15 protein-coding genes are annotated in these 16,279 nt (G+C 71.4%); 9 read left to right on the top strand and 6 right to left on the bottom strand.

The window, feature by feature from the left end; genetic code table 11:
* Positions 1 to 654: a class I SAM-dependent DNA methyltransferase gene (locus BCD48_RS39600; RefSeq protein ID WP_071053527.1), complete on the bottom strand. Its 654-nt coding sequence runs from the start codon at positions 652 to 654 to the stop codon at positions 1 to 3.
* Between the two features lie 333 nt (positions 655 to 987).
* Complete coding sequence (locus BCD48_RS39595) at positions 988 to 1,590, bottom strand: KH domain-containing protein (protein ID WP_157910620.1); 603 nt, start codon at positions 1,588 to 1,590, stop codon at positions 988 to 990.
* Positions 1,591 to 2,184: 594 nt separating this feature from the next.
* On the opposite strand from BCD48_RS39595, the gene BCD48_RS39590 reads away from it, so the two are divergent.
* The 5 genes from BCD48_RS39590 to BCD48_RS55195 all read left to right on the top strand — a co-directional run bounded on the left by BCD48_RS39590 (position 2,185) and on the right by BCD48_RS55195 (position 6,761).
* Complete coding sequence (locus BCD48_RS39590; protein WP_071053525.1) at positions 2,185 to 2,958, top strand: nucleotidyltransferase domain-containing protein; 774 nt, start codon at positions 2,185 to 2,187, stop codon at positions 2,956 to 2,958.
* 339 nt (positions 2,959 to 3,297) lie between these two features.
* A complete protein-coding gene (locus BCD48_RS39585; protein ID WP_083419912.1) occupies positions 3,298 to 3,945 on the top strand; it encodes a DUF488 domain-containing protein in 648 nt (215 codons plus the stop codon).
* Between the two features lie 218 nt (positions 3,946 to 4,163).
* The gene (locus BCD48_RS39580) at positions 4,164 to 5,231 is read left to right on the top strand and encodes a type III polyketide synthase (RefSeq protein ID WP_071053524.1); all 1,068 of its coding nucleotides are present in this window, start codon (positions 4,164 to 4,166) and stop codon (positions 5,229 to 5,231) included.
* Positions 5,225 to 5,746: an isoprenylcysteine carboxyl methyltransferase family protein gene (locus tag BCD48_RS39575; protein WP_071053523.1), complete on the top strand. Its 522-nt coding sequence runs from the start codon at positions 5,225 to 5,227 to the stop codon at positions 5,744 to 5,746. The genes BCD48_RS39580 and BCD48_RS39575 overlap by 7 nt, the downstream gene beginning before the upstream one ends.
* On the top strand, positions 5,739 to 6,761 hold the full coding sequence (locus tag BCD48_RS55195; protein WP_071053522.1) for an FAD-dependent oxidoreductase: 1,023 nt from the start codon (positions 5,739 to 5,741) through the stop codon (positions 6,759 to 6,761). The genes BCD48_RS39575 and BCD48_RS55195 overlap by 8 nt, the downstream gene beginning before the upstream one ends.
* A gap of 35 nt (positions 6,762 to 6,796) precedes the next feature.
* Here BCD48_RS55195 and BCD48_RS54505 read toward each other — a convergent pair whose 3' ends face one another.
* The 3 genes from BCD48_RS54505 to BCD48_RS39550 all read right to left on the bottom strand — a co-directional run bounded on the left by BCD48_RS54505 (position 6,797) and on the right by BCD48_RS39550 (position 11,238).
* Positions 6,797 to 7,135, bottom strand: a complete 339-nt coding sequence (locus BCD48_RS54505; protein ID WP_241842345.1) for a hypothetical protein — start codon at positions 7,133 to 7,135, stop codon at positions 6,797 to 6,799.
* A gap of 707 nt (positions 7,136 to 7,842) precedes the next feature.
* On the bottom strand, positions 7,843 to 10,002 hold the full coding sequence (locus tag BCD48_RS39555; RefSeq protein WP_071053520.1) for an acyl-CoA dehydrogenase family protein: 2,160 nt from the start codon (positions 10,000 to 10,002) through the stop codon (positions 7,843 to 7,845).
* 210 nt (positions 10,003 to 10,212) lie between these two features.
* Positions 10,213 to 11,238 carry an MBL fold metallo-hydrolase gene (locus BCD48_RS39550; RefSeq protein ID WP_071053519.1) on the bottom strand — a complete coding sequence of 342 codons (1,026 nt, stop codon included), beginning with the start codon at positions 11,236 to 11,238 and terminating at the stop codon, positions 10,213 to 10,215.
* Between the two features lie 369 nt (positions 11,239 to 11,607).
* Here BCD48_RS39550 and BCD48_RS39545 point away from each other — a divergent pair, with 369 nt between their 5' ends.
* Both BCD48_RS39545 and BCD48_RS39540 read left to right on the top strand, forming a co-directional pair.
* Complete coding sequence (locus tag BCD48_RS39545) at positions 11,608 to 12,369, top strand: crotonase/enoyl-CoA hydratase family protein (protein ID WP_071053518.1); 762 nt, start codon at positions 11,608 to 11,610, stop codon at positions 12,367 to 12,369.
* Complete coding sequence (locus BCD48_RS39540) at positions 12,366 to 13,325, top strand: thioesterase family protein (RefSeq protein WP_083419911.1); 960 nt, start codon at positions 12,366 to 12,368, stop codon at positions 13,323 to 13,325. The genes BCD48_RS39545 and BCD48_RS39540 overlap by 4 nt, the downstream gene beginning before the upstream one ends.
* A gap of 49 nt (positions 13,326 to 13,374) precedes the next feature.
* Here the strand turns inward: BCD48_RS39540 and BCD48_RS39535 are convergent, their stop codons facing one another.
* A complete protein-coding gene (locus BCD48_RS39535; RefSeq protein ID WP_071053517.1) occupies positions 13,375 to 13,995 on the bottom strand; it encodes a TetR/AcrR family transcriptional regulator in 621 nt (206 codons plus the stop codon).
* 239 nt (positions 13,996 to 14,234) lie between these two features.
* On the opposite strand from BCD48_RS39535, the gene BCD48_RS39530 reads away from it, so the two are divergent.
* Both BCD48_RS39530 and hpnH read left to right on the top strand, forming a co-directional pair.
* On the top strand, positions 14,235 to 14,804 hold the full coding sequence (locus BCD48_RS39530; RefSeq protein WP_071053516.1) for a TIGR03086 family metal-binding protein: 570 nt from the start codon (positions 14,235 to 14,237) through the stop codon (positions 14,802 to 14,804).
* Positions 14,805 to 15,140: 336 nt separating this feature from the next.
* Positions 15,141 to 16,262, top strand: a complete 1,122-nt coding sequence (gene hpnH / locus BCD48_RS39525; RefSeq protein WP_083419910.1) for an adenosyl-hopene transferase HpnH — start codon at positions 15,141 to 15,143, stop codon at positions 16,260 to 16,262.
* Positions 16,263 to 16,279: the final 17 nt, after the last annotated feature.

Raw genomic sequence — 16,279 nt, 5'->3', positions numbered from 1 at the left:
TTACGTCTGCTGCGGGCGGCGGGCCAGCAGCTGTGCCTGTCGGCCTCGTTCTTCGTCCGTCGGTGCTCGCACCAGCTGGGCGACCTCGACCAGCCCTGCCTGCCGTGCCAGCTCGGTGAGGTGGTCGGGTGGCCAGCGGTAGGCGCCGGTGACCCGGTGGTCGTAGGCGTGTACTCCGGCTGCGGGCTCGTCGGTGGCCAGGAAACCGAGCAGCAGGTGGCCGCCGGGTGCAAGGACGCGGTGGATCTCGGCGAGGATGGCGGGGATGTCGGCGGGTGGGATGTGGATGAGCGAGTAGCGGCACAGGGCGCCGCTGAGGATGCCGTCCGGCAGGTCCAGCGCGGTCATCGTGCCCACCTCGAAGCGCAGCTGTGGATGTGAGCGTCGAGCGATGGCGATCATCTCCGGCGACAGGTCCACACCGAACGCGTCCAGCCCCGAGCGGTGCAGGTGGGCCGTCGCGTAGCCGGGCCCGCAGCCAAGGTCGGCGACCGGGCCGGGCAGGGGGCGCGTGAGGTCGGCGAACGCGGACAGCAGCGCACGCTCCAGCGGCTGACGGTCGAGCACGTCGGCGAAAAGCTCCGCATACACCTCGGCCACGCCGTCATACGCCGCCGCGACGGTCGCCAGATAGTTCGGGGCAGACTCGGCCATGGCCGATCATCCTAGGCGTGGGCGTGCCTGGGCTGGCCAACTGCGGTGGCCAGCCGGTGCGCTGGCGCTGGCCAACCGGGTGTAGAGATCACGGATAGATGAGCAATCGGCCTCGTAGTTGAGCACTACATGAGCAGCAGGCCGCAGGCTGGTGAGCAGTCACGTTCTGTGGCGGTCGAGGTGCGGACTCAGTGCGGCCCGCTGGCATCGCAGGCCTATCGGGCACAAGCCGCGCTCCACCACGGCCGGCCCGCCGTGATCAAGGCGACACGCCAGGCCGGCCGCAGCAGTCAGGACCGCGGCACCAACGGATACGGATAGCGGCTCCGGTCCTCAGCCCACACGCCCGGACCCCTCGCTCTCCGGCCCCTCCTGCGGGCCAGGCACCTCCCAGATGTCCAGCCGCACCCGCCTGCCGGTCAGTTCCTCCATCTCGCCGCGGAGCCGGTCGGCCTCCGCCCCGCGTTGACCAGCCAGCAAGATCGGCCGGGCGGCGCGGATATCGACCCGCAGCCGATCCGCGGCCCGGCCGACCTCCACCGCCGACAACCCGACCGCCCGTTCTATGCCCCGCTGCACCGCACCGCGGATCGCGGCGTCCTCCGCAGCCTCCGCCTCGGCGCGCAGCTCCTGGTCCGTCACGATCTTCGAGCCAGCGGCGACCCGTGCTTCCTCGAACCCGGCCACCTCGATCTGGTCCGCCAGCAGCCGGCCCGCCATCTCCCGGCGCCCCTGCTCATCAGCCGCGGCGTACACCCGGCCCGCCTCGGCGGTCAGCTCCAGATCTACATGCGGACTCAGGTACACCCGCAGCACCACCGGCGGCTGGCCAGGATCACGCCCGGCGATCACCATCCGGCGGGCGACGGTGTACTTCTCCCCGGTCTCGGCCATCCGGGCCCGGATCTGCTTCTTGAACGCGCTGTCGTCAGTCACGCCAGGTCCCTCGCGGCGATGCTGCCCCGCGCCCTGATCGCCTGGCTCGGCAGTGACCGAACCCATCGACAGCGCGAACCAGCGGCCCTTGTCCTCACCGCCGCCGCGGGCGCGGGCCGCAGACAGCTCGGAGTGCGGCAGGCGCTCCTGCCTGCACCCAGGCTACTGTGCCGCCAGCGGACGCAGACAGCGCTTCACCTACCGTGTCGGCGGCTACGCCCCACAACGTCCAACCCGCCTTCGACCTTTTCGGTCGCGCCCGACCACGGCTACATTCAGTAGCTGACACCGGGCTCCACCACCGCCAGGATCAGCAAGAACTGCTCAACTATCCCCGCCGCACGACCCAAGATTCCGCTCATATAGCCGCGAACGGAATCACGAGGACCGACTGCTCGTCTTCAAGTGATCCCTACACGCGCTGTAGGGATCGGGGATAGATGGCCACTCGCCGTGATGGTTGGCCAGTAGATGGCCAACAGCCGGGTTAGTTGGCCAGTCTGCGGGAGGCGCCGGGCGACGCCGCTCGGGAGGCGATTCTGTCGCCGTCGTCGGTCGAGGTGGATGGGTGATGAGCCGGGTTAACGTCCGTGCATGGACGACGACGCCTTCCTCGACCACGTCGCCGAGCGCCTCGCCAGCCTGCCCGGGGTTCAGGCGGTCAGCCTCGGTGGGTCGCGGGCCGAGGGCACACACCGGCCGGACAGCGACTGGGACTTCGCGGTCTACTACCGGGAACGTTTCGAGCCCCAGGCGCTGCGCGACCTCGGCTGGCCCGGCCAGGTCTTCGAGGTCGGGGGCTGGGGCGGCGGCGTCTTCAACGGCGGTGCCTGGCTGGTCGTCGACGGACGCCGCACGGACGTGCACTACCGCGACCTCGACGTCGTCGACCAGGAGCTCGCCGCCGCGGCCGACGGCCGGTTCCGCATCGAGCAGCTGATGTTCCACCTCGCCGGCATCCCGTCCTACCTCGTACTCGCGGAGCTCGCGGTCAGCAGGGTGCTGCGCGGCCAGCTGCCCACGGTGCACTACCCGGCGGCGCTGCGGGAACGGGCGCCCAAAGTCTGGTGGGACAACGCGCGGCTGACCTTCGACTACGCACGGGTCTACCACGCCCGCCATGGCCGGCTGGCCCAGTGCGCCGGACTGGTCGCCCAGGCAACCTCGCAGGCCGCGCACGCCGTGCTCGCGGCGCGCGGCGAGTGGGTCACCAACGACAAGACCCTGCTCACCCGCGCGGACCTGCGCCAGGTCGACCACTTCGTCGCAGACGCCCGCGCCGATCCAGAGGCCACCCGCAGGCTCGTGGACGTCTCCGAGGAACTGTGCGCGGCGGCGGTGCAGGCCGTGCTCAGCCATTTACCCTGACCCCCGCCCACCTGGCGGGGCACGAAGCAGCTGTCCACGCCCCGGTGATGCTCGCATTGGCCAACAACGGCCGCATCCGGCGCGCTGGCACTGGCCAACAACGGCGATATCCCCTGCACGGAGTGGCCAGGCTCTTCCGGTCGTATCGAGGCCGGCCACGCCCAGGGCCCGCCGCCGTGGGGGCGGCGGGCGCGCCCGAACGCGAGCAGGACGGCGCCGGCGATAATCGCCAGTCGGATGTCATAGATGGCCCCGCCGAGGACGCCGAGCCGCGCGCCCGCACCGGACTCGCCGTCGCCTTGCCGTGTCGGGCGCCCGCGTGGTGGCGAGACCATCGGTATGGCCAGCTGCCCCCGCGACCAGGCGTCATCGGACTCGCCGCGGAAGCGGCTGGGCCAGGCTCCTGGCCTGCTCACAGTCGGTCATGGCACGGCGGACCGGGAGACGCTGACCGGGCTGCTGCGGGGCGCCGGGGTGGAGGCCGTCGTAGACGTTCGCAGCGTGCCAGGCAGCCGGCGGAACCCCGACGTCGCCCGCGCCTCACTGACAGCGTGGCTACCGGCGGCCGGAATCGGCTATCGCTGGGAACAAGGACTCGGCGGCTTCCGCCGGCCGAAGCCGGATTCCCCCGATGTCATCTGGCGGAACACGTCCTTCCGCGGATACGCCGGCTACACCCGCGACCCCCGGTTCCTGATCGCCATGGACCGGCTGCTCGCCGAGGCTGAACAGATACGGACCACCGTGCTGTGCAGCGAGGCAGTCTGGTGGCGCTGCCATCGTCGGATCATCGCCGACGTCGCGGTCCTTGCCCACGGGTGGACCGTCCAGCACCTCATGCACGACGGCCGCCTCGTCAACCACACGCCCACGGCAGGCGCCCGGCTCCGTCCCGACGCCCTGCTCGTCTACGACGAGCTGGCCACCGAACCGCCAAGCTCCAGCGACCCCGCCCGAGACGGTCATGTCCCCGACGGCCCGACCTGAGCCAGGCCCCCGCGCCCCAACTGGCCACCGCGGGCGGCGCCGGTGCGAGGCCCACCGTCCTACGTCGAGCCGACACCAGCGGCGAGCGCCACCGTTACAGTGGTCACGGTGAGGCTCGGCGTCAGGCGGCAGGAACCGGGAAGACCACGGATCAGCGAGCGCCTCGGCGGTGCCACGGGCGGGCCGGTCATCTGCCGAGCGTAGGCGGAGGCCATACGGTGAACAGAGCGACGACCATTGCGTCGGTACGCGGTGTCCTCCCCCCGCACCGATATCCGCAGGCACGACTCACCGAATTGTTCGCCCAGCTGTGCCTACCCGACTCGACGTCACGCGCCGTGCTGACTCGGCTGCACAACAGCGCCCGGGTCGCCACCCGCCACTTGGCCTTGCCGATAGAGCGGTACACCGAACTGGACGGATTCACCGCGGCCAACGACGCGTTTCTGTCGGTGGCGGTGGATCTCGGTTGCGAGGCCGTGCTCGGTGCGCTCGCCTGCGCCGGCCTCGAGCCCGCCGATGTGGACCTGATGATGTCCACGACCGTCACCGGGATCGCGGTGCCCTCCCTCGACGCGCGGATCGCCGCCCGGATCGGGCTGCGGCCTGATGTCAAGCGGGTGCCGATGTTCGGTCTGGGGTGTCTGGCGGGCGCCGCGGGCGTGGCTCGGCTGCACGACTTCCTGCGCGGCTGGCCCACGTCGGTCGCGGTGCTGGTGTCGGTCGAGCTGTGCTCGCTGACCGTGCAGCGCCAGGACCCGACCGTGGCCAACATGATCGCGTCCGGGCTGTTCGGCGACGGCGCCGCCGCGGTGGTGGCCCTCGGCGCGGACCATCCACGCGCGCCCAGCGGTCCACGGGTGGTCGACACGGTCAGCCATCTGTACCCGAACTCCGAACGCGCCATGGGCTGGGACATCGGCAGCACCGGTCTGAAGATCGTCCTGGGTGTGGAGGTGCCAGACCTGGTTCACACATACCTGGCCGATGACGTCAAGCAGCTCCTGTCGCGGCACGGGCTCGTGGTCGGCGACATCGCGCGCTGGATTTGTCACCCTGGCGGGCCGAAAGTCATCGAGGCCATCCAGATGGCGCTGGGCCTCGACGACAACGACCTGGCGATAACGTGGCGTTCACTGAACCGGATCGGCAACCTTTCCTCCGCCTCGGTGCTGCACGTGTTCGCCGACACCCTTGCCGAACGGCCGGCGGCTCCCGGCGACTGGGGCGTGCTGATGGCGATGGGACCCGGATTCTGCGCCGAACTGGTACTACTGCGATGGTGAGCGAAGTCTGGTACACGGTCCTGGTCGGGCTCGTCGCTCTCGAGCGGCTGGCGGAGCTGACGGTCGCCAAGCGCAATATGGCGTGGAGCCTGGCGCGTGGCGCCCGCGAGAGCGGCTTCTCTCACTACCCGTTCATGGTCGTGCTCCACACCGGCCTGCTGGCCGGCTGTCTGTTGGAGGTGTGGCTGGGCGGCGGTGACTTCCTGCCCGCGCTCGGCTGGCCGATGCTGGCGCTGGTGCTCGCCGCGCAGGCACTGCGGTGGTGGTGCATTCATACGCTCGGGCATCAGTGGAACACTCGCATTCTGGTCGTGCCAGGGCTGCCCCGGGTCACCAGTGGCCCGTATCGGTTGTTCGCGCACCCGAACTACGTCGCGGTCGTCGTCGAAGGATTCGCCCTGCCCCTAGTGCACACCGCGTGGATCACCGCCGTGGTCTTCACGGTGCTCAACGCCTGGCTGCTGACCGTCCGGATCCGGGCCGAGAACGACGCGCTGCGGTCGATCTATGCATGACGTCGTGGTGGCCGGTGGCGGACCGGCGGGGCTCGCGGTGGCATTGGGCTGCGCGCGGGCGGGCCTGGACGTCGTCGTGTGCGAGAAGCGCCGCGGGGTCATCGACAAGGCGTGTGGGGAGGGGCTGATGCCGGGCGCGGTGCGGGCGCTCGCGGCGCTCGGCGTCGACCCCGCGGGCCACGTGATCGAGGGCATCACCTACCGACAGGGCTCCTCGGTCGCGCACGCCACGTTCAGCGACGGGTTGGGCCGCGGGGTCCGGCGCACCGCCCTGCACGACGCGCTCCGCGCCGCTGTCGATCAGCACGCCGTCCCGGTGCTGCCGACCCCCGTCACTGAGATCGACCAGCGCGCCGACCACGTGCGGGCCGGTGAACTGCGCGCCCGGTACCTCGTCGCCGCCGACGGCCTGCATTCCCCCATCCGCGCCATGGTGGGGCTGAACGCCAACGGCCGTGTGGGGACACCGCGGTGGGGGCTGCGCCGCCACTTCGCCATGCGCCCGTTCAGCGACTCGGTCGAGGTGACCTGGGCCCGGCATTCGGAGGCCTACGTCACCCCCGTCTCGGCGGACACCATCGGCGTCGCGGTGCTCTCGTCGGTCCGGGGCGGCTTCGCCGACCAGCTCACCGCCTTCCCCGAGCTGGCAGCCCGGCTGGCCGACGCGCAACCCGTCTCCGGCGTCCGGGGCGCCGGGCCGTTGCGGCAGCGGGCCTCCGGCCGGGTCGCGGGCCGAGTGCTGCTGGTCGGGGACGCCGCCGGCTACATCGACGCACTGACCGGCGAGGGTCTGGCGGTGGCGCTGGCCGCGGGGGCCGAACTTGTGCGATGCCTGCGCGCCGACCGGCCCGGCGACTACGAACGCGCGTGGGCCACCACGTCGCGGCGGTCGAGGTGGCTGACCTCGGGTCTGCTGTGGGCTCGGAACCGCCCAGCGCTGGCGCGGCGGATCGTGCCGGTCGCCGCACGCGCCCCAGGACTGTTCACCTTCGCCGTCGACCAGCTCGCCCGCTGACATAAGCGTGGGCCCGTGGCCATGGGGCTGGGCGTCTACACCAGGACGACGGACTCGGCCTCTGCCGGGTCGGGGGTGGCAGGCACCGGGGCGCGGCCGGGAAGAAGGAGGCAGACGGGGACGGCGGCGGCGGTGAAGGCGACGGACCACCAGAAGGCGTCGCCGAAGGCTCCGGCGAGGACGGCCTGGGTGTGGGCGCCGGCGGTGGCGTGTTGCAGGACCACGGCGAGGACGGCGACGAGGATCAAGGCCTCGCTCTGACCGGCCGACCCCGCCACCCGGTGTGGCGACCGCCAGCTCTGGCGCAGCCCACCGTCAGTCCGCGGCGGGCGATCAGGGTCTCTGTCCGCCGGACCGATACCCTCGCGGGTCATCTCGCCCGTCCCCGGGGTCTCCGATCCGGAAGACTGCCGCCAGGATTGCCCTCCTTCGCCGAACGCAACTGCCTCAACGTAAACTCGCGCGGGCCGCCAGTAATGAGAGTGGCCCTGGCGATCCGTCTACGGTGCGCGCCCATGCGCCTACGCGGTCGCGGCGATCCAGCCGATCCCGACAGGGATGCCCGGCGTTGGGCGAAACCTCGGCCAGCCGGCAGAGCGGTGCTGTTCGGCTAGGTGTCGGTGGATTGCTGGGCGTCTTTGGGACGGTAGATCTCGATCCACCGGTCGACGTCTCCCTTCCGCCACAGGCGTCCGAGTGCTGTGCGCTGGACGGGCTCCGGAAACGAAGGACGTTGGGTGAGTTGGAAGCAGCGGGTTCGAGATCTTCCGGTCTTCTTGATCAGGTAGTCGATGCTGACGGGGAGATCGTCCTCGTGATCCGTTCCAACAGGCTCGCTCACGGTGAGAGACACTAGAAGTGACGGGTTAGCAAGTTTCCATATCGACAGTGGTTGCTAGGGCAGTGCTGGAGTCATCCCAGGCCCGGCGGCCGACATAGCTTGACGCTGAGAGCCGATGCCAGCCTGCCGGTCAGACGCTCGTGGCGGAGCATGGTGGATGAGTAGGGCTCGAACCCATGGCCGGAGGACTGTGAGTCCTCCGGCCATGGCGGGCGTCGGGTTCGCTTCAACAACCGGTCGTTACTTCAGCAGCGGGTCGCGGGGTAGGCCGAGGATGCGCTCGGCGATCTGGTTGCGGGTGATCTCGGACGTGCCGCCGGCGATCGTCATGGCGCGCCAGCCCAGGGCGCCCCGGCCCGCGACCGCGCCCGGGCCTTCGAGGAACGCCGTGTCGGGGCCGGCGAAGGCGAGGTTCAGCGCGGCGGCGGACCCGGTGTGCTCCGCGAGCGCCAGCTTGGTGACGTTGCCCTCGGGGCCGGGCTCGCCGCCGGCGACCGCCCGCACGGCACCGCGCAGGTTGAGCTGGCGCAGCGCCAGGCCCTCGGCGACGTGCCGGCCGACGCGCTCGGCGGCGGCGGGGAACGCGTCGGGGCTGGCCTTGTACAGCTCGACGACGTCGGCGGACGCGGGAGCGCCGATGCCGCCGCCGATGCTGACCCGTTCGTTGCCCAGCGTCGCGCGGGCGACCTTCCAGCCCTGGTTCGGCTCGCCGACGACGTCCGCGTCGGGGACGAACACGTCGGTGAGGAAGACCTCGTTGAAGTGGCTGTCCCCAGTGGTCTGGCGCAGCGGGCGGATCTCGACGCCGGGGTGCTTCATGTCAATGATCATCATGGTGACGCCGGCGTGCTTGGGGGCGTCCGGGTCGGTACGGACGGTCGCGAGGCCGCGCCGGCAGTACTGGGCGAGGCTGGTCCAGACCTTCTGGCCGTTGATGACCCAGCCGCCGTCGACCTTCTCAGCCCGGGTGCGGATGCCGGCGGCATCGGAGCCGGCGGCCGGTTCGCTGAACAGCTGGCACCAGATCTCCTCCCTGGTGAGCGCCTTGCGCACATACCGGTCGATCTGGTCCTGTGAGCCGTGCTGGACGAGGGTGAGGATGTTCCAGCTGGTGATCCCGTAGTTCGGGCGCTGGACGCCCGCGGCGGCGAACTCCTGGTCGATGACGAGCTGCAGGCCGCCCGAGGCCGCGAGGCCCCAGGGCTTCGGCCAGTGCGGCTGGATGTAGCCGGTGTCGATGAGCCGCTCGAGCTGTTCCCTCTCGGGGAGGGCGGCCACCTCCCGCGCGAAGGCGCGGACGCCCGCGCGGGCGTCCTCGACCTCGGGCGGCAGGTCCAGCGTCGACGCGCGGCTCGCCCCGGCCGCGGACAGCGCGGCGACGTCGGCGGCGGCCGCGTCCGTGCCGAGCACGGCCGCTAGCGTCGTCGCGCGGCGCAGCAACAGGTGGGCGTCGTGCTCCCAGGTGTAGCCGATACCCCCGTGGACCTGGATGTTCAGCGAGGCGTTGCCGGCGAACGCCGCCAGGGCGAGCGCGGCGGCGCTCGCGGCGGCGAGCTCGAGCTCGTCAGCACCCGAACCGTCGACAGCGGCCCGCGCCGCGTCCCAGACGGCCGCCGTGCCCAGCTCCGAGGCGACGAACATGTTCGCCAGGTGGTGCTTGATGGCCTGGAACGAGCCGATGGGGCGCCCGAACTGCTCGCGGACCTTGGCGTAGGCGGTGGCGGTCTCGACCGTCTCCAGGGCGCCGCCGACGGCCTCGGCCGCGAAGATCACCCGAGTGAGGGCGATGGCCAGGCGGCGCGCGCCGGGCAGGACGCCGGCCACCTCGACACCGTCGAGCCACAGCCGAGCCGAACGGCGCGCCGGGTCGAGCGCCTTCGGGACCTCCACCGTCAGCCCGTCCGCGCCCGCCGGCACGAGGACGACGTCGTCGCCGGCCACGAGCACGAACAGTGTGGCCAGCGCGCCGCCGAGAACCACTCCCCCGGCCCCGGACAGCCTGCCGTCCGCGAGCGTCAGCTCGCCGAGCAGCCCGACGGCGCCGATCGTCTCGCCGGCGGCCAGCCCGGGCAGCAGGCGGGCCCGCTGCTCCGCGTCCCCGGCCGCCGCGATGACCGCGGCGGCGGCGACGGTCGGCACGAACGGCCCCGGCGCGGCGGCGCGGCCCAGCTCCTCGACGACGACCACCAGCTCCGGCAGCCCGGCGCCGCCACCGCCGTGCTCCTCCGGCAGGTGCAGGCCCAGCAGGCCGAGGTCCGCGAACTCCTTCCAGAAGGCCGGCAGCGGCTCCTCGTCGGCCTCGAGTAACGCGCGGTTCGCGGCCCGCGCGTCGTTGGACGTCAGGAAAGCCCGTGCTGTCCGGGCAAGCTCCCGATGCTCCTCGGTGATGGCGATCGCCATGACGTGGCCCCTCCGACTTCTCTTCCCGCGGCACCTCCGACGGGAAGCGCACCGTCAAACGCTAGGACGGTTAGAACATCGTTTCATCCGGAGGACCTGGCGGCATCCCGAAGGACCGAGGGCATCCCGAACGACCGGGCAGCATGCGGCCGCTGGGACGACCAGCCGTTGGCCGTTGGCTGCCAGTCGTCGGCAGTCAGTTGTCGACCGTCAGCCGGCGGTGAGCTCCCAGGTCGGCGGGTCGCCGTCGAGCTCGCGGACGACGCCCCGGCGTTCCAGGGCACGCAGGTGCGCGAAGCCCTCGGCGAGCGCGGCCCGCTTCATGAAGCCCTCGACGTCGTGCCAGGGGCGTGACCAGGTCATCCGCTGGCAGATCGCCCAGGCGGTCGTGACGCCGTCGCGGATCGCGGTGATGATCTCACCGAAGCGCTGGTCGTGGTGCGCGCGCAGCTCGGCGAGCCGGGCGGGCAGGCTCGCGATGCGGTACTCGTGCGCCGGCAGCGCCTCCTGGGCCGGGTAGGCGCCGACCTTGTCGAGCGAGGCCAGGTAGTCGCCGAGCGGGTCGGCGCCCTCGACCGGTGAGAACGGGATGTTGGGTGTGATGCGCGGCAGCACGTGGTCGCCGGACAGCAGCAGCTGGTTCGCCGGCTCCCAGAAGCACAGGTGGCCGGGCGAGTGGCCGGGCGTCCAGATGGCGCGCAGGTCCCAGCCGGGGACGTCAGGGCGCTCGCCGTCCTCGATCAGGATGTCCGGCAGCGCCGGCGCGGGAAACTGGCCCGCCGGCGGCAGCGCCCGGGTCATCGTGGCGATCTCGTCCGCCGGCACGCCCGCGCGCACCAGCAGCCTGGCCATGCCGGCACGCAGGTCGGAGGTGTCCCCCGCGAACCGCTTGAGCATCTCGACGTCGGCCGGGTGCAGCGCGACCCAGGCACCCGACTCGTCGCGGATCCGCTTGGCGAGGCCGTAGTGGTCGTGGTGCATGTGGGTGGCCAGCACGCCGCGGACATCACCGATGCGGTAGCCCGCGATGGCCAGGCCAGCCGAGAGCGCGTCGTACGCCTCCTCGGTGTCCCAGCCGGCGTCGACGATGTAGCCACCGGCGTCGGTCTCGAAGAGGTAGACGAAGACGTGGCGCAGACCGATGGACGGCAACGGGACGGGGATGCTCCACAGCCCGGGCCGCAGCCGTTCCACGGGCGGCAGATCCACGCTCGGCGGCTGCGTAAGCGACGTCATCGGTCGGGCCCTCCTCCACGGCGCGGCTCCGCGCCCAGGCCCCGGCAACCCACGGCCGCGCCCGGGTCCGACACGGGCCCGCCCCCGGCGGGCGCCACGGCATCGGCAGCCCCCGGCCGGTAGATCATCAGTCAGGAATATCTTCACCGTACTCTTGCGTAAACTCCGGATTCCAGAGAACCGGAATCCAGTCCTCCGCAATCACCGACGGTAGGACGGGCACGGACCGGTTACGTGAAGCAAGAACTAGTGACACTGGGCAACCGCTTGCGGGGCGCGGCGGCCGGCGTGTACGACGGAACGAGGTCCTTCGCGGTTCGTCCTGCTGCTCCCCTGGTTCTCTCCCCCGCACCTCGTGAGGAGGTAAACGTGTCCGACGAGGTGCTGGTCGAGGCGGCCGACGGGGTCATGACGATCACTCTCAACCGGCCCGCGGCAAAGAACGCGATCACCAGGGCACTGAGCGTGGGCGTGGACACGGCGCTGCGCGCGTTCGAGGCCCGCGACGACCTCACTGTGGCGATCCTCACCGGCGCCGGTGGCACCTTTTGCTCCGGCATGGACCTCAGGGCGTTCGTCCGCGGCGAGAGCCCGATGGTGGAGCGCGGCCTCGCCGGGATCACCCACAGGCCGCCGCGCAAGCCGGTGATCGCCGCCGTCGAGGGGTACGCGGTGGCGGGCGGGTTCGAGATCGTGCTCGCCTGCGACCTCATCACCGCGGCGGACGACGCGCGGTTCGGGCTGCCGGAGCCGAAGCGCGGGCTGGTCGCCGGCGGCGGCGGGCTCTACCGGCTGCCGCGGCGGATCCCCTATCACCTGGCCATGGAGCTCTCGCTCACCGGCGGCTTCCTCGCGGCGCCGGAGGCGTATCGCTATGGCCTGGTCAACCGGCTCACCGAGCCTGGCGGGGCGTTGACCGCGGCCAGAGCGCTCGCCGCCGAGATCGCCGCGAACGCGCCGCTGGCGGTCCGGGCCACCAAGCGGATCGTCGCCGAGTCCGCGGACTGGACCGAGGAGGACTGGCCCGCGAGGCAGACGCCGATCTTCGACCCGGTCGTGCGGTCGCGGGACGCGATCGAGGGCTCGCGCGCCTTCGCCGAGAAACGCCCGCCCGTCTGGCGCGGCCAGTGACGACGACCGGGCCGGCCGCGGGCCAGCCGGCGCCCCCCGCCGACCAGCCCGCGCCCCCCAACGGCCAGTCGGCGCTCCCCAACGGCCAGCCGGCGCCCGCGGACATCGGCGACGACGACGGCCCCCCGTGGGCCTACTTCCGCCGTCTCGACGACGGCCGCTACCTGCCCGGCCGGTTCGCCAGCGGCGTCTGGGGGGCGAGGACCGTCAGCGGCCGCATCCTCGGCGGCCTGATCGGGCATGTCCTGGAGCAGGAGCAGGCCGAGCCCGGCTACCGGCTCGCCCGGCTCACCGTCGACATGTTCCGCGTGATCCCCTCCGCGCCGCTCGCGGTGACCACGTCGCTGGTCCGGGCCGGCGGGCGGATCCGGGTCGCCGACGTGCACGTCAGCCACGACGGCGTGCCCGTCACCCGCGCGACGGCGGTGTTCCTGCGCCCGTCGAGCAACCCGCCGGGCGAGATCTGGCACGCCGACCGGGACGAGTGGCCGGCGCCCGAACTGGGCTCCCCCGACCCGCGGCTGCAGGCGGGCTCGCGCGCCGACGTCCGGCCGATGGCGCCCGGCGTGACGCTCACCGGCGCGCTCGGCCCGACCGCGAGCGTCCAGCGAGGTGGGGTGTGGGTGCGCGAGCTGCGCGAGGTCGTCGAGGGCACGGAGCTGACCCCGCTGGTGCGGGCGGTGCTGGTCGCCGACATGACCAGCCCGACGACCCATCGCGGCACCGCCGGCATCCAGTACATCAACACCGACTTCACGCTGACGCTGGTCCGCGAGCCGGTCGGAGAGTTCTTCGGCGTCCTCGCCGAGGACCAGCACGCCGTCGACGGCGTCTCCTTCGGCCAGGCGACCATCCACGACGCCGCCGGCCTGCTCGGCACCTGCGCCACGACCACACTCGCCAACCCCGGCAAGGCCAACCCGGCCCGCCTCCCGGACCGCACGCGGCCACGCTGACGCGTGGCCGGTCCACGACGCCACCGGTCTGCTCGGCTACCTGCGCAGCTCAGTCCTGAGCTCTACCGCTCCTCCTGAGTGGGTCCGCCGAGTAGCCGCGAAGAGCCAGCAGGCGGTCGACCAGCGTGTCGGTGTAGGCGGGGGTGAGCGGCCCGGCGCCGAACAGCACGCGAACGTACATCGGGGCCAGGATGTGGTCGAGGATGTCCAGGCCCTCTGGTGGGTGTTCGCCTCGGTCGAGGGCGCGATCCAGCATGTCCTGGAGTTGGCGTCCGCGTTCCGCCAGGAACGCATCCCGCGCCTGTATGCCGGCCTCTCCCGCCGACGACAGGGCGATGACCAGGCGTAGCACCGCCAGCCCGTCGGGGCCGGTGAGGTCGCGGGCGACGTTGGCGGCGTAGGTACGCAGGTCCTGTTCCAGGCCGCCGGTGTCGGGGATGGGGGAGGTCGTGGTCAGCCACGTGATCGCCACATCCGTGAGCAGGGTCTCGAGGGTGCCCCAGCGGCGGTAGATGCTGCTGTCGGCCACGGTGGCGCGGGTGGCGACATCGCCCACCGTGAAGTGTCCGTAGCCGCGTTCGACGATCAGGCCGGTGACCGCCCGGTGCACCGTAGCGCGGACGCGGGCGCTGCGTCCGCCGGGCCGGCGAGTCGGCCGTGGTTCCGACATGCCGCCACCTTAACGCAGCCCAGACTTGCGTTTGACCGAGTCTGTCTATTATCGTGCCCTTAAAGCAGCCACTAACTGCCTTAGCGTCGATCGGGGAGCCCTGTTCTCACCGCCGACCAGAGCACCGAGACCCTGCCAGCCCAGGCGCCCAGCGCCTGGCTTTCACCCGCGTTCACGGCTGGCCTCACGACGTCCTGGCCAAAGCCGCCTGAATCACCTCGACTCCTGAGGACCACGACATGACCAGCGTGATCGACCAGATCAACCGTGCCCTCGACATGACCGCCGCCATCGTCAAAGGCATCACCGACGACCAGTTCGCCGCCCCCACGCCCTGCCCGGACTGGGATGTGCGCGCCGAGCTCAACCACCTGGCGGGCGGTATGCGGATCTTCACGGCCGAGCTCACCGCGACCGACGCCGGCGCCGACCACGACGCCGACTGGCTCGGTGCCAACCCGCCAGCCGCCTTCGCCACCGCGGCCGACCTCGACCGCGCGGCCTGGCACCGCCCCAACGTGCTGGACACGACGGTGTGCCTCGGGTTCGGTGCCGTCCCCGGGACGATGGCCGCGCTCATCCACCTCACCGAGGTCCTGGTCCACGGAGCCGACCTGGCGATCGCCACCGGCCAGGGGCATCTCGTCGACGAACGCGCATGCGCCGAACTGCTCACGATCATGCAGGGCATGGACTTCGACATCTTCCGCCGGCCGGGCATGTTCGGCTCCGCGGTCCCCGTCCCAGCCGACGCCCCCGCCCACCGGCGGTTGCTGGCCTTCGTCGGCCGCTCCCTCGCACCGCACTGACCTACGACTCATCACTCGTGACGGTTGTTTCCTCCGACAGGACGAGATCATTCCAGGCTGCGAGCAGATCCCTTTCGCGCGGCCCAAAGCCACGCCGTTTCACCACCCGCAGCCACAAGAAGCCAACAGCCGGACACGATGTCCGCCGAACCACGAGCAGCCAGGATCGGCGCCACGGACGTATCGGCGGCCGACGGGCGTACTCGGTGTTCGCGACATCCTTCCCACGACATCCTTGCACCCGGCGCCGAAGAAACCGCTCGCTTAGGGTGACCGAGCAAAGGGAGGCGCGGCCACCCAGTGGACGGCTGTTGAACAACGGCGGGAAGGGCGCAGATGAGTATTCCCCGGCGTCAGGCGATCAAAATCGGCGCGTACATTCTGAAGCAGCGACTCGCGGGGCGGACGAAGTTTCCGATCACGCTGGAGCTGGAACCGCTGTTCGCCTGCAACCTCGCCTGCGTGGGCTGCGGAAAGATCCAGCACCCGGCGGACATTCTGAAGCAGCGCATGCCGGTAGAGCAGGCGCTGGCCGCCGTGGACGAGTGCGGCGCGCCGGTGGTGTGCCTCGCGGGCGGCGAGCCGCTCATGCACCCGCAGGTCGAGGAGATCGTCGCCGGCCTGGTGAAGCGGAAGAAGTTCATCTACCTGTGCACCAACGCGCTGCTTCTGCCCAGGAAGATCGACAAGCTTCGGCCGTCGCCGTACCTGTCGCTCGCGGTGCACATCGACGGTCTCGAGGAGCGCCACGACGAGTCGGTGGCGAAGCAGGGCGTCTTCGCACAGGCCGTGGACGCCATCAGGGACGCGCAGCGGCGCGGTTTCCGGGTCACCACCAACACGACGTTCTTCAACACCGACACCCCGCAGACCGTGATCGAGGTGCTCGACTACCTCAACAACGACCTGAAGGTCGACGGGATGATGCTGTCGCCGGCCTACGCGTACGAGAAGGCGCCCGGTCAGGACAAGTTCATGGGCGTCGAGGAGACCCGGAAGCTGTTCCGCGACGCGTTCGCCGGGGGCCGCCGCAACCGGTGGCGGATCAACCACTCGCCCTTGTACCTCGACTTCCTCGAGGGCAAGGTCGACTTCCCGTGCACGGCCTGGGGAATTCCGTCCTACTCGCTGTTCGGCTGGCAGAAGCCCTGTTACCTCATGGGCGACGGCTACGCCAAGTCCTACCAGGAGCTGCTGGAGACCACGGACTGGGAGTCGTACGGCCGGGGCCGTGACCCGCGCTGCGACAACTGCATGGCGCACTGCGGCTACGAGCCGACCGCGCTCTCCGCGACCATGGCGTCGCTGCGCGAGTCGATCCGCGCCGCCGGCAGCTCCGCCGCGCCGGCTGTCGTGCCGGCCCTGCTCGGCGGCAAGCGCAAGCAGGCGACCGTGACCGTCCCCCGGCAGGAGTCGCCGGCCGCGACAGCCGACACACCCCAGAAGATCGACGCGTAGCGCGCCTCGCCGGCCCC

It is taken from the genome of Pseudofrankia coriaricola (genome assembly GCF_001854805.1).
Lineage (GTDB): Bacteria > Actinomycetota > Actinomycetes > Frankiales > Frankiaceae > Pseudofrankia.
The sequence above is the reverse complement of the archived record's forward strand: the minus strand, read 5'-3'. Positions and strand labels throughout refer to the sequence as shown.